Raw genomic sequence first — 12848 nt, 5'->3', positions numbered from 1 at the left:
AATGCCGGAGGTGGTTTACGCATGGATATCAACACGCTTATTACGCATTATGGATATGCGGCGCTGGTTATCGGCAGTATGGCCGAAGGTGAAACCGTTACCCTGTTGGGGGGCGTCGCGGCGCATCAGGGATTGCTCAAGTTTCCGCTGGTGGCGGCGGCCGTCGCGCTGGGAGGGATGATGGGCGATCAGCTACTTTACCTGTTAGGACGATGCTATGGCGGGAAGATCCTGCGTCGTTTCCCGCGTTATCATACGAAGATTCGTCGCGCACAGAAAATGATCCAACGCCATCCGTATCTGTTTGTGATCGGCACGCGTTTTATGTACGGCTTCCGGGTGGTTGGCCCGCTGCTGATTGGCGCCAGCCGCCTGCCGCCTAAAATTTTTCTGCCGCTGAATATTGTAGGCGCGCTGATCTGGGCGCTGCTGTTTACCACGCTGGGATATCTTGGCGGCGAGGTGATCGCGCCATGGCTGCACGACCTCGATCAGCATCTCAGGCACGGGGTCTGGCTGATTCTGGCCATCGTCCTGGTAGTGGGCGTGCGCTGGTGGCTGAAAAGACGCGGCAAAGCGGAGGCCCGTTAAACCCGATGGTATCCGGATGGCATAACGCCGCCATCCGGCACCCGGCGTTTATTTGGCGTTGAATTGCGGATTCGCCAGCATAAATCCGCCGTCGACAATCAGCGACTGACCGGTGGTATAGCTTGCTCCTTCCGAACACAGCCAGGCGACGAGGCTGGCTATTTCATGCGTAGAACCCGGTCGGGCAATAGGGATCGAGGGTTCCGATCCCGGCTCAATGTCGCTGTCATCCATATCATTCATCGGCGTGGCGATAGCGCCTGGCGCGACGGCGTTGACCAAAATATGATGTTCAATCAGTTCCAGCGCCATGGATTTAGTCAATCCCCCCAGCGCATGTTTCGCCGCGGTATAGGCGCTGGCTTGCGGAAGCGGCGTATGCTCATGGACGGAGGTGATGTTGATAATACGCCCTCCCTCTCCTTGTTTAATCATATGCCGGGCGGCGATCTGCGCGCAGAGAAACGCGCCATCGACATCCACGGTAAAAATTTGCCGCCACTGCGTAAACGGCATATCAATAAACGCGGATTTGGTCATCGCCCCGGCATTATTGACCAGCACGTCAACGCGCCCCAGGCGCTGGATAAGATGTTCAATGGCCTGCGCGCCCTCGGGTAACTGGCTCAGGTCAAGATGAATGGTCTCTGCCCGCACACCAAACTGCGCTGCTTTTTTCGCCGTCTCCTGCGCGCCGCGTTCATCGGAATGCCAGGTGATACCAATATCAAAACCGTTTTGTGCTAATAACAACGCACACGCTTTGCCAATTCCCGAATCTGATGCCGTTACAATTGCGACTTTGGTCATATTCCTCTCCGGATGAATCATACACAGCCTAAGTATAGGAACCCTGTCTGAATCATCCGGAAAAATCAGGAATGATAACCGCCGCCCAGCGCGCTGGTAAGCTGAATAGAGGCATCCAGCCACTGGCCCTGCAACAGCAAGCCGTTACACTGCTCGCGCAGTGCCGGGATTTTGGCCTCGCTCACGCGGGAACCCGCAATAATACCGGCATTAAAGCGCGCTTGCGCCAGACCGACCACACGCTGCGCGTCATGCTCAATCTGCTGCTGATGCTGATTTTTCTGCGCCAGCGTCTCTACCTGACTGGCGGCGCGCGCCACATCATTAACCGCATCTACCACCGCTTTGTTGTAGTTGGCGATAGAAAGGTTGCTTTGCGCTTTGGCGATATCGAGGTTGGCATTCAGCCTGCCGCTGTCGAAAATCGGCAGCGTCAGCCCGCCGGTAATGCCATATTGCTGTGCGGAATGGCGGAACAGATCGCTAAGATGTAACGCATCCTGCTGTAAAAAAGCCATCAGATTGATATCGGGATAAAACGCGGCCTTCGCGGCGTCAATGCTGCTCAACGAGGATTCAATGTACCAGTGCGCGGCCTGTAGATCCGCCCGGCGCGCCAGCAAAGAATAGCCCAGTTGCGACGGTAACTGGCTTTCAACGGCGGGGAGACTCACCTGACGCAGCTTGAGCGCCGCCGATTGCGTATTGGTTAACGCGCTGAGCCGCGCTTCAATCACCTTCATTTTACCGTTAACGTCATTCAGCTGCTGCTGGGTTTTGCTGGCGTCGATATCGGTCTCGACCCCTTCAACAGAAGAAGTAATGCCGTGTTGATACAGCTCCCGGTTTACCGTCACCACATTTTGCTGCTCATGCTCGATTTGCATCAGCACATTTTTCAGCGCCGCCTGCGTCTGCCACTCCCAGTAGAGTCGCGCCACGCCGCTTGCCAGCAGTTGTCGGGTCTGCTCCTGCTCCGCTTCGCGCGCTTTGACCGCCCCGATCCGCGCGGTAACTTCAGCGCGGTTTTTCCCCCATAAATCCAGATCCCAGCCCGCCGTCAGGCCGAATGTACCGTTGGTATACCACGGCCCGGTCGTTCCCGCCGCGGGGTCGGTAATCGCGAATGGCCCCATCAGCCCTTCCGCGGACATTCGCTGGCGCTCAATGTCGGCAGAAAAGTCGAGCTGCGGGCCGTCCTGCGCCTCAACCGCTTTCGCCTGCGCTTCCGCCAGTTGAATACGCTGTTCAGCCACCTGCATATCCGGCGAATGCTGTATGGCATTATCAATCAGCGCGTCAAGCTGCGCATCGTGATACGCCTTCCACCACTGGCTATCCGGCCAACCGTTTTTCAATGCCGCCGGCAGGCTGGAATCAACATGAGAAGAGGGCGTCTGCTGGGTCAGCGACTGGCGGGTATCGTGCATGGGGGCGCAGCCCGCCAGCAAAATAAAAAGCGGTAAGCTCGCTGTCGCGGCAAGGAAAGAATTACGATTCATGGAGGTGTTCTGATAAAAAAAGGTGCGCAGAGAGTACGTCTTACGGCGATCTATTTTTTAGTTACGCGTGGCAATACATCATCAGACAACAAAAGACATATTTTGAAATTTATATGATTAGCAAATAATTTCATCTGATACATTTTTTGATGTAATGATTCAATGTAAAGCCCCATTAACCCGTTAATAAATGAACGATTTTGCTGCAATACGCGCCAGCAGCCTTCATGAGTTAAACGTCGCCGCGCCCAACAAAGCAGCAGATGGCTTAATACTTTCCTATACTTTGTTTGTATTTACCAATAAAGGGACAAACAATGAAAATTCTTCTATGGGCAATCTTAATTATTTTTCTGATTGGGCTGTTGGTGGTAACGGGCGTGTTTAAGATGATTTTCTGATTCCTGCGCCGGGCAGCGATAATGTCTGCCCGGCACACGTTCTGGACGCTGTAGAGATTAGGTTTTAATAGCCTGAATCGCCCGCGCAATCTCGGACGAACGGTTTAACGCCCGAATCGACTGAAAGAGTTCCGTCGCCTCAATATATTCCTTACGTAAATATCCTAACCACTGTTTAATACGCGCGACATGATATAAACCGGTATCGCCCTGCTTTTCCAGTCGGGTATATTTTTGTAATAACATCACCACTTCCGGCCACGGCATACGCGGCTCGTTATACTTCACCACCCGGCTCAGGTTAGGAATATTTAACGCCCCACGGCCGATCATCACCGCATCGCAGCCGCTGGTCGCCATACATGCCTGCGCGCTCTGCCAGTCCCAGATTTCGCCATTCGCGATAACCGGAATAGTCAGACGCTGGCGTATTTCGCCGATCGCCTGCCAGTCGATATGCTCGGCGCGGTAGCCCTGCGCTTTGGTACGGCCATGCACCACCAGTTCACTGGCGCCGGCCTGCTGCACCGCATCGGCGATTTCAAATTTTCTATCGCCGCTATCCCAGCCGAGACGCACTTTTACCGTCACCGGCAGATGCGACGGTACCGCGGCCCGCATCGCTTTCGCGCCCTGATAGATGAGTTCGGGATCTTTGAGCAATGTCGCGCCGCCGCCGCTGCCGTTCACCACTTTTGACGGACAGCCGCAGTTCAGGTCCACGCCATACGATCCCAACGCCGTCGCCCGCGCGGCGTTTTCCGCCAGCCACTGCGGATGCTGGCCCAGAAGCTGAATACGCACCGGCGTGCCGGACGGCGTGCGGCTGGCGTGATGCAACTCCGGGCAGATGCGATGAAACACTTTTACCGGCAGCAGCTGATCCACCACGCGCACAAATTCGGTGATGCAGAGATCGTAATCATTCACTTCGGTCAGCAGCTCGCGCACTAACGCGTCGAGCACGCCTTCCATCGGCGCCAGTAAAACACGCATATCGGTATCCACAGCAAAAAAAGAGGCGCTATCATAACGCCTCTCTGCGATGAGCAAAACTTTTTGCCAGGTGGCGGCGCAAACGCCACGCTACGTCACGTAAGGCGCTCAACGCGGCTCAAGACAGTTATCTTCTTTCCAGCCGTACAGCCATTCGATACCACGATAAAACGCCTCCTGCGATTTTCCTTTCCACAACAGATTACGCACCTGACGCTCCACCCCGGCGGCGTGATAGAGACGCCCCATCTCGCGGGTAGACCAGACGATACGCGCCGTGCGGGGAATACGCACCGACTCATACAGCGCAAATGCCTGCTGCGCGTCGCCGTCGCAGCGTTCCAGCGCTTTGCCTAGCGTGACGGCGTCTTCCAGCGCCATACAGGCGCCCTGGGCCATATATTGCGCCACCGGATGCGCGGCGTCGCCCACCAGAGTGATACGCTCGGTTCCCCATTTTGCGACCGGCTCGCGATCGGCGGTCGACCAGCGGCGCCAGGAGGTCGGCTTGTCCAGCATCTGACGCGGGCGGGGATGAATACCGGCAAAATAAGAGAGCACCTCTTCTTTACTGCCGTCTTTCACGCCCCACTCTTCTTGCTGGCGGCTGTGGAATGTCACCACCAGATTGTACTGATGGCCTCCGCGCAGCGGATAATGGACCAGGTGGCAATGCGGGCCTGCCCACAGCACCGGTGCGTTAATACGTAAATCGTCCGGCATATCGTCGCAATCAATCACCGCCCGATAGACTACATGCCCCGTTACGCGCGGCGCGTCGCCGAGTAAACTTTGCCGCACGACCGATTTAACGCCGTCGCAGCCCACAAGAATATCCGCCGTCCAGCTATTTCCCTGCTCATCAAACACCGTAACGTCATCCGGCGTCTGGCGGATATCGACAATATGGGTCGAGGTACGATACTCCACGCCAGGGTGCGTCAGCACCGCTTCCCATACCGTTGCATGAATATCTACCCGGTGAATTACCGCATACGGCCCGCCAAAATGGTCGCGGAACGCCTGCCCGGTTTCAATGCATACCACTTCTTCGGCATTCACGGCATCCATCATGGTAATGTGATCGGTAAACACCGCACGCTGGCGGGCAACATCGCCCACACCGAGACTATCCAGCGCCGAAAAAGCGTTCGGCCCAAGCTGAATACCCGCGCCAATCTCGCCAATTTCGTGCGCTTTTTCCAGCAGCATGACTTTTATTCCCTGGCGCGCCAGCGACAGCGCGGTCGCCGCGCCGCCGATTCCGCCACCTACAATAATTGCGCTTGTCACGTGAGTCATGGTCATTCTCCTTTTCAGGCCGGGATTTTATCTTGTTGATTTTCCGGCGCGGCGGCAATAAACGCCGGTAGCTGTACGCAGGCGTCATAAACGGCTTTACAGCGCGGATAGCCTGATAAATCGCAGCCCATCCTGAGCGCATTCGCCCACTGAGGAATCAGGCAGCAGTCCGCAAGGCCTGGCGCGTCGCCCACGCAGAATCGTCCGGACTGACTTTTACGCAATAGCTGCTCTACCGCGCTTAACCCTTGCTGTATCCAGTGGGCGTACCAGCGTTTTTTATCCTCTTCGCTAACCTTCAGCTCATCGGTCAGGTAGCGCAACACGCGCATGTTATTGATTGGGTGTATATCGCAGGCGATAGCGTAGACAATTTCCAGCGCCTGGCTGCGCGCCGGGTCGCTCGTCGACAGCAGCGGCGTTTGCGGAAAATGTCGGTCCAGCCAGTCGACGATGGCCAGCGATTGCCCCAACGATTCGCCGTCATCAGTGACCAGCGTCGGCACCAGGCCTACCGGATTCATCCGTCGGTAGGCCAGCGCATTCTGCTGGCCGATACGAATATTGACGCCCACCGTCTGGTAATCAATCCCCTTTAACGCCAGCGCAATACGTACACGATAAGACGCCGAACTATTAAAGAAACTGTACAGCTTCATCGTTCACCTCAGACAATTTTCACAGCAATCGGCGTCAGACCTTCTACGTTCCCGGTGATAACATCCCCTTTCACCACTGCGCCCACCCCCTCTGGCGTACCGGTGAAAATCAAATCGCCTGGCTGCAATTCAAAAAAGCCGGACAAATAGCTGATGGTTTCATTCACCGACCAAATCAGGTGACGAATATCGCTGCGTTGATGGTCTTCGCCGTTAACCTGTAGCCAAATAGGGGCGTTATCCACATTATGCGTTTCAGCGGCTTTGTGTAATGGCGCAATGGGCGCGGAGAGATCGAACGCTTTGCCGATTTCCCACGGGCGTCCCATCTGACGCATTTCCATCTGACGATCGCGACGCGTCATGTCCAGACCGGTGGCGTATCCCCAGACATATTCATGGGCTTTTTCCAGCGGAATATCGCTCCCCTTTTTACCAATCGCCACCACCAGCTCAATTTCATAATGGTAGTTATCGGTCTGCGCCGGATACGGCAGTTCCAGGGTATCCCCCGCCGCTACCGGGACGACAGCGTCTGCTGGTTTACAAAAGAAGAACGGCGGTTCGCGATCGGGATCAAAGCCCATTTCACGGGCATGGGCGGCATAGTTGCGACCCACGCAGTAAACGCGACGTACCGGAAACTGCTCATCACTGCCCGCCACTGGTACTGTCACCGGGGCCTGCGGCTGGAATACATATTTGGTCATGTTCTCTCTCCCTAATTAATAACGTGCTTCGCGGAACAGCCCCAGGGCTTCCTGAACCGGCTTGTCCGAAAAGCTGAATAACACCGTGTCTTCGCTGCTGCGAAACGACACCTCATGCCAGGTCGGCGCCACAAAAATGTCTTTTGCGGAAAAATGAAAAGTTTCGTTGCCGATAGTGACCTGCCCTGCCCCTTCAACGACGTGGTAGATAGTGCTGTCGGTGCTCCGCGCCACACGCGAGGCAAAGCCTTTTGGCAGCAGTTGCAGGAACGCGCCCATCGACGGCATCGGATAACCGCCGGTGACGGGATTAACGTAACGCAGCTTGTAACCTTCCCACTCATCCGGATCGCCCATACGGGTCAGATCGTGCAGCGCCTCGCGACTGCGGTCGTAACGGTAGTTGAAAATCGGCGACGAGTTCCCGCGCTGGTGGCGCAGCGGCAGCATATTCGCTGCATAGCGCGGCAGATAATCGCCCTCTTTTCGCGTCACCGGCTGCTGATCTTCGGGATAGTCTTCCGCAAAACCACAGCCCAGGAGATTGACTAACGGCAGATCCAGACCATCCAGCCATACCACCGGCTCTGATCCCGGATTACCATGATCGTGCCAGCGCCACTGCGGCGTCAGGATAAAATCGCCGGTATGCATTGGCGTGCGCTCGCCGTCCACCGCGGTAAATGCGCCTTTACCTTCGACGATAAAACGCAGCGCCGACTGGTTATGGCGATGACTCGGCGCGACTTCGCCGGGCAGGATCAGCTGTAAACCAGCGTATAAGGTCGCCGTGATCGACGACTGACCGCGCAATGCCGGATTTTCCAGCACCAGCACCCGGCGGATCGCCTCTTTCGCGCCAATGACATTGCCGCTTTCCATCAGTAGCGGACGAATTTCCTGATAATTCCAGTAGGCCGGCGCGCAGTTGGCGTTTGGCGTCTGCGGTACCAGGTGATGTAACGATTCCCACAGCGGCGTCAGATTCTGCCCGGAAATATGTTGGTAATACTGTTGACGGCTATCTTTTACGTTCTGATTTATTTCAGACATGGAGATTCTCCTTATTCGTTTACGACGCTGGCACGCGGCAGGTCGTCAGGTACAGAAATCGAAAGGCGGACAACCACCGTCAGCAGGGTAAGCATTACCGCGCTGATAGCCGCCGGAATAGCAATGACAAAAAACAACGTATCGAAAGAGAAATTGAGGGCCATCATCATGCCACCGGAGAGCGAACCGACAATCGCCCCGCAGCGTCCAATGGCGTTCGACCAGCTCACGCCCGTCGCCCGGCTTTGGGTGGGGTACAGCGTCGCCGTCAGAGCATTAAGCCCTACCTGGGAACCGCTAATACCGATGCCGGTACCAAAAATCGCCAGCGCCATCAGCCAAAGGCCGTTTTCGCTCAGGCCTATCATGACAATGCAAACCGCGCCCAGCGCATAGCTCACCGCCAGTACCCGGAACGGGTTAAGCCGGTCCATCAACACGCCGAGTAACAGCGCGCCAAGCGTGCCGCCAACCTGGAATGCGGCAGTCACCCACGACGCCTGTTGCAGATCAATACCGCGATGGTTAAGTAACGTCGGCATCCAGCTGGAAAGCAGATAGATAATGAGCAGGCTCATAAAGAACACCACCCATAACATCAGGGTAATGACAAGCTGTCGCCCGGCAAAAAGCTGGCGAATACTGCCTTTGGCGACGGCTGCCACCTCATGCAGAAAGAATTGCGTATCGTGATAGCGCTCGCCGGTAATGGCGCTAACCGTCCGGGCGACAACGGCTTGCGGTAGTTGGCGACGTACCTGCCAGCGGGGAGATTCCGGCAGCGCGAACAGCAGGCCGAAAAACAGCATCAAAGGCAAGATGCCGCCTAACGCCAGAATTCCGTGCCAGCCAATCAGCGGCACCAGTTGCGCGCTCACAATCCCGCCCATCGCCGACCCCAGGGTAAAACCGCAGAACATCAGCGTGACCAGCGCTCCGCGTCGACGAGCAGGAAGGTATTCCGACGTCATGGTGATGGTATTCGGCATCGCTCCGCCCAGTCCCAGACCGGTTAAGAAGCGCAGCAACACCAGGGTTTCTATATCCGGCGAGAAAGCGGAAAGCAGGCTCAATGCGCCGAATAGCGCCACGCAAAGCTCAATGACCCGCTTGCGGCCAAAGCGATCCGCCAGCGGCCCGCATAGCAGCGCGCCGGCCGTAAGCCCCAGCAGCCCTGCGCCAAACAGCGGCGCAAGTTCGCTGGCGCTTAGCTGCCAGTGAGTACGAATATCCGGGGCGATGAAGCCAATCGCGGCGGTGTCGAAACCGTCGAGCATAACCACCAGAAAACAGCAGATGATAACGCGCCACTGCATTTTGCCGACAGGCGCGGCATCAATAAGGGCTTGTAGATCACGTCGTTGAGTCATAGCTAATGCCTCAGTGCAGGGAGATAGATGTTGTTTTTATGTTTGCTATGTTACGAGTTTGTAGAGTGAGCGATAAAATGTACAATGGCTTTTCAGGCAGAGACATAACCTGGAGGTTATAGCGAATGGCGAACTGGGCGCAGAAATTGAAATTACATCACCTGCAAACGCTGGTTGCGCTGGGCGAACAGGGCAACCTGACGCACGTCGCCCGGATGATGAATATCTCCCAGCCGGCGCTATCGAAGTGGTTATCTCAACTCGAAGATGAGATAGGCATCACGCTTTTTGAGCGCCACAGTAAAGGGCTACGCCCCTCGGAAGGCGGTAAATTACTGCTCCAGCACGCCCAGCGCCTAATTAACGATCTGGAGCGTTCACAGTATGAAATCGCCCGTTTCAAGCAGGGCGGCCTGGTTGGCAGCCTGAAGATCGGCTGTTCGCCCGTGGCGACTGACTGCGTATCACAGGCGATTCTGAGCCTGCTTAACGAAATGCCGACGCTGCATCTGAATATTGAAGAAAAGGTAATGACGCCGCTGCTGCACGATTTGCTTGCCGGTCAGGTGGATGTGGTGGTAGGGCGTGTCGGCGGACGCGCCCTGCAACTGCCGCTTAATTATCAGGTACTTTATACCGAGCCGGTCTGCTTTGTGGCGCGTCCGCACCATCCGCTGGCCGCGCGAGCGCAGATCGCCTGGAGCGATCTGGCGCACTGGCGATGGATAGTCTGGCCAACCGGCACTCCTATTCGCATCAGTATTGATAACGCCCTCGTCGATAACGGCGTCATGCTCCCGGAAAACACCATTGAATCGGCGTCAATGAACGTCAGCACCAATTTGCTGCAAAGCAGCGATATGATCTCTATTCTTTCTTTACGGCTGGCGCAACGCTATGCCAGCCAGGGGCAACTGGCGATTTTAAACTTGCCAAAAATTGAGCAAAAAGGCAGCGTAGGGATGTTCTGGCGTAAGAATGAGACGCCGTCTTTGGCCCTGAGTCGCTTTTTGTATTTTTTAGCCCAGGTTTAACGCCGCCGACCAGGGGCATTGCCCGATGTTCCTGCTGTCTATACCCACTATGCTAAGAATTCATGATGTGATCGGTAGCACGTTTTAACGTTTAATTGTATGATGAATCCATCTCATCAAGGGCTTTAAACATGAGTAAGTCACTGAATATTATCTGGCAATATATACGCGCTTTTGTATTGATTTATGCCTGTTTGTACGCAGGCATTTTTCTTGCATCACTGCTTCCTATCACTATTCCCGGCAGCATTATCGGGATGTTAATTCTGTTTGTATTGCTGGCGCTGCAAATTCTGCCGGCAAAGTGGGTTAACCCCGGCTGTTATGTGCTGATTCGTTATATGGCGTTGCTGTTTGTGCCGATTGGCGTCGGGGTCATGCAATATTTTGATTTACTGCGCGCGCAATTCGGCCCGGTGGTGGTCTCTTGCGCTATCAGTACGCTGGTCGTTTTTGTGGTCGTAAGCTGGAGTTCACATCTGATACACGGTGAGCGGAAAGTAGTTGGGCAGAAGGGAACGAAAAAATGATGACATATATCTGGTGGTCGTTACCGCTGACGCTGGCGGTATTTTTCGCCGCCCGCAGACTGGCGGCGCATTTTAAAATGCCGTTGCTGAATCCGCTGCTGGTGGCAATGGTAGTCATTATTCCTTTTCTGTTGCTGACCGGTATTCCCTACGAGCACTACTTCAAAGGCAGCGAAGTACTTAACGATCTGCTGCAACCGGCGGTAGTGGCGCTGGCCTATCCCCTTTATGAACAATTGCACCAGATTCGCGCGCGTTGGAAATCCATTATTAGCATCTGTTTTGTCGGCAGTCTGGTAGCGATGATTACCGGGACATCCGTTGCCTTGCTGATGGGCGCAACGCCTGAAATCGCGGCATCGGTACTGCCTAAATCCGTGACTACGCCTATCGCGATGGCGGTGGGCGGCAGCATCGGCGGCATCCCCGCGATCAGCGCGGTATGCGTAATTTTTGTCGGTATTCTGGGCGCGGTGTTTGGCCACACGCTGTTAAACGCGATGCACATCCGTACTAAGGCCGCACGCGGGCTGGCAATGGGGACCGCCTCACATGCGCTCGGTACTGCGCGCTGTGCCGAGCTGGATTACCAGGAAGGCGCGTTTAGCTCCCTGGCGTTGGTGATCTGCGGCATTATTACCTCGCTGGTAGCGCCCTTTTTGTTTCCGCTCATTCTGGCGGTAATGCGCTAACGACGGGACAAAAGACCGGGTTAAAATTTGCGATACGTCGCGCATTTTTCATTGAAGTTTCACAAGTTGCATAAGCAATGAGATTTAGATCACATATTAAGACATAGCAGGCCCGTAAACTACGGTTCCATTACATTGTTATGAGGCAACGCCATGCATCCACGTTTTCAAACTGCTTTTGCCCAGCTTGCGGATAATTTGCAATCAGCGCTGGCCCCTATCCTGGCGGACCACCATTTTCCCGCCATGCTGACCGCAGAGCAGGTCTCGACGCTTAAAAATACGGCGGGACTGGACGAAGACGCGCTGGCTTTCGCACTGTTACCTCTGGCGGCGGCCTGCGCCCGTACCGATTTGTCCCATTTTAACGTCGGCGCGATTGCGCGCGGCGTTAGCGGCAACTGGTATTTCGGCGCAAATATGGAGTTCCTGGGCGCCACCATGCAACAAACTGTGCATGCTGAACAAAGCGCGATTAGCCACGCCTGGCTACGCGGCGAAAAAGGGCTCGCCGCCGTCACCGTTAACTACACCCCTTGCGGCCACTGTCGCCAGTTTATGAACGAGCTGAACAGCGGTCTGGATCTGCGCATTCATCTGCCGGGCCGCGCGCCGCATACGTTACGCGATTATCTGCCTGACGCTTTCGGGCCAAAAGATCTGGAGATCAAAACGCTGCTGATGGACGAGCAGGATCATGGCTTTACGTTAACGGGCGATACGCTAACGCAAGCGGCGATTACGGCAGCCAATAAGAGCCATATGCCTTATAGCCACTCACCGAGCGGCGTGGCGCTGGAATGTAAAGATGGCCGTATTTTCACCGGCAGCTATGCGGAAAACGCCGCCTTTAACCCTACGCTCCCCCCGCTGCAAGGCGCGCTAAACCTGCTGAGTCTCAATGGTTATGACTATGCGGATATTCAGCGTGCGATTCTGGCGGAAAAAGGCGATGCGGCATTAATTCAATGGGATGCCACCGCCGCAACGCTGAAAGCGTTAGGTTGCCATAATATTGACCGCGTGCTTCTCGGCTAAGCAAATGTGCCGGATAGCGACGCACTGGCGTCTTATCCGGCCTGACTCTCCTCTCCCGCGACCCGATACAAGGGAAATCATGCTGAAAATCTCCGCAATCAGACGGCGGTTTCTTGCGCTACGTCTTCGGGTACAGTAGCCTGATCGTACTTTCATCCTG

General features: G+C 55.4%; 14 protein-coding genes. 6 read left to right on the top strand and 8 right to left on the bottom strand.

All coding sequences use genetic code 11. From position 1 onward, the window contains the following. Window positions 1–21: 21 nt before the first annotated feature. Window positions 22–591 carry a DedA family protein gene (locus NA986_RS00325; protein WP_001523476.1) on the top strand — a complete coding sequence of 190 codons (570 nt, stop codon included), beginning with the start codon at window positions 22–24 and terminating at the stop codon, window positions 589–591. A gap of 48 nt (window positions 592–639) precedes the next feature. Here NA986_RS00325 and NA986_RS00320 read toward each other — a convergent pair whose 3' ends face one another. Further along, the gene (locus tag NA986_RS00320; RefSeq protein ID WP_000169608.1) at window positions 640–1401 is read right to left on the bottom strand and encodes an SDR family oxidoreductase; all 762 of its coding nucleotides are present in this window, start codon (window positions 1399–1401) and stop codon (window positions 640–642) included. Window positions 1402–1466: 65 nt separating this feature from the next. Beyond that, window positions 1467–2903 (bottom strand): multidrug resistance outer membrane protein MdtQ, encoded by a 1437-nt coding sequence (mdtQ, locus tag NA986_RS00315; RefSeq protein ID WP_001081457.1) that lies wholly within the window; start codon window positions 2901–2903, stop codon window positions 1467–1469. 317 nt (window positions 2904–3220) lie between these two features. On the opposite strand from mdtQ, the gene yohP reads away from it, so the two are divergent. After that, the gene (gene yohP, locus NA986_RS00310) at window positions 3221–3304 is read left to right on the top strand and encodes a small membrane protein YohP (RefSeq protein ID WP_000698460.1); all 84 of its coding nucleotides are present in this window, start codon (window positions 3221–3223) and stop codon (window positions 3302–3304) included. Window positions 3305–3361: 57 nt separating this feature from the next. Here yohP and dusC read toward each other — a convergent pair whose 3' ends face one another. From dusC to mhbT, 6 genes are all read right to left on the bottom strand, one after another. After that, entirely contained in the window at window positions 3362–4300 is a 939-nt protein-coding gene (gene dusC, locus NA986_RS00305; protein ID WP_023216785.1) for a tRNA dihydrouridine(16) synthase DusC, read from the bottom strand. Window positions 4301–4408: 108 nt separating this feature from the next. Further along, entirely contained in the window at window positions 4409–5602 is a 1194-nt protein-coding gene (locus NA986_RS00300; protein ID WP_023216784.1) for a 3-hydroxybenzoate 6-monooxygenase, read from the bottom strand. Between the two features lie 14 nt (window positions 5603–5616). Then, window positions 5617–6261 (bottom strand): maleylacetoacetate isomerase, encoded by a 645-nt coding sequence (maiA, locus tag NA986_RS00295; RefSeq protein WP_023216783.1) that lies wholly within the window; start codon window positions 6259–6261, stop codon window positions 5617–5619. An 8-nt stretch (window positions 6262–6269) separates the two neighbouring features. Next, window positions 6270–6971: a fumarylacetoacetate hydrolase family protein gene (locus NA986_RS00290; RefSeq protein WP_000170621.1), complete on the bottom strand. Its 702-nt coding sequence runs from the start codon at window positions 6969–6971 to the stop codon at window positions 6270–6272. A 15-nt stretch (window positions 6972–6986) separates the two neighbouring features. Further along, the gene (gene gtdA / locus NA986_RS00285) at window positions 6987–8024 is read right to left on the bottom strand and encodes a gentisate 1,2-dioxygenase (RefSeq protein WP_001289857.1); all 1038 of its coding nucleotides are present in this window, start codon (window positions 8022–8024) and stop codon (window positions 6987–6989) included. Between the two features lie 11 nt (window positions 8025–8035). Further along, complete coding sequence (gene mhbT / locus NA986_RS00280; RefSeq protein WP_023216782.1) at window positions 8036–9394, bottom strand: 3-hydroxybenzoate transporter MhbT; 1359 nt, start codon at window positions 9392–9394, stop codon at window positions 8036–8038. Window positions 9395–9519: 125 nt separating this feature from the next. Between mhbT and NA986_RS00275 the strand changes: the two genes are divergently transcribed. The 4 genes from NA986_RS00275 to cdd all read left to right on the top strand — a co-directional run bounded on the left by NA986_RS00275 (window position 9520) and on the right by cdd (window position 12688). After that, window positions 9520–10428: a LysR substrate-binding domain-containing protein gene (locus tag NA986_RS00275; protein WP_000024658.1), complete on the top strand. Its 909-nt coding sequence runs from the start codon at window positions 9520–9522 to the stop codon at window positions 10426–10428. 131 nt (window positions 10429–10559) lie between these two features. Continuing rightward, window positions 10560–10958, top strand: coding sequence for a CidA/LrgA family protein (locus NA986_RS00270; RefSeq protein ID WP_000045719.1), 399 nt, complete (start codon window positions 10560–10562; stop codon window positions 10956–10958). Continuing rightward, complete coding sequence (locus NA986_RS00265) at window positions 10955–11650, top strand: CidB/LrgB family autolysis modulator (protein ID WP_000989296.1); 696 nt, start codon at window positions 10955–10957, stop codon at window positions 11648–11650. Before NA986_RS00270 ends, NA986_RS00265 begins: the two co-directional genes overlap by 4 nt. A 153-nt stretch (window positions 11651–11803) precedes the next feature. Beyond that, the gene (gene cdd, locus NA986_RS00260; RefSeq protein WP_000553526.1) at window positions 11804–12688 is read left to right on the top strand and encodes a cytidine deaminase; all 885 of its coding nucleotides are present in this window, start codon (window positions 11804–11806) and stop codon (window positions 12686–12688) included. Window positions 12689–12848: the final 160 nt, after the last annotated feature.

The organism is Salmonella sp. NW177, assembly GCF_051811585.1.
In the GTDB taxonomy this organism is placed as follows: Bacteria; Pseudomonadota; Gammaproteobacteria; order Enterobacterales; family Enterobacteriaceae; genus Salmonella; species Salmonella enterica.
Note: the sequence above shows the minus strand (reverse complement) of the source record. Positions and strands in the feature narration are given on the sequence as shown.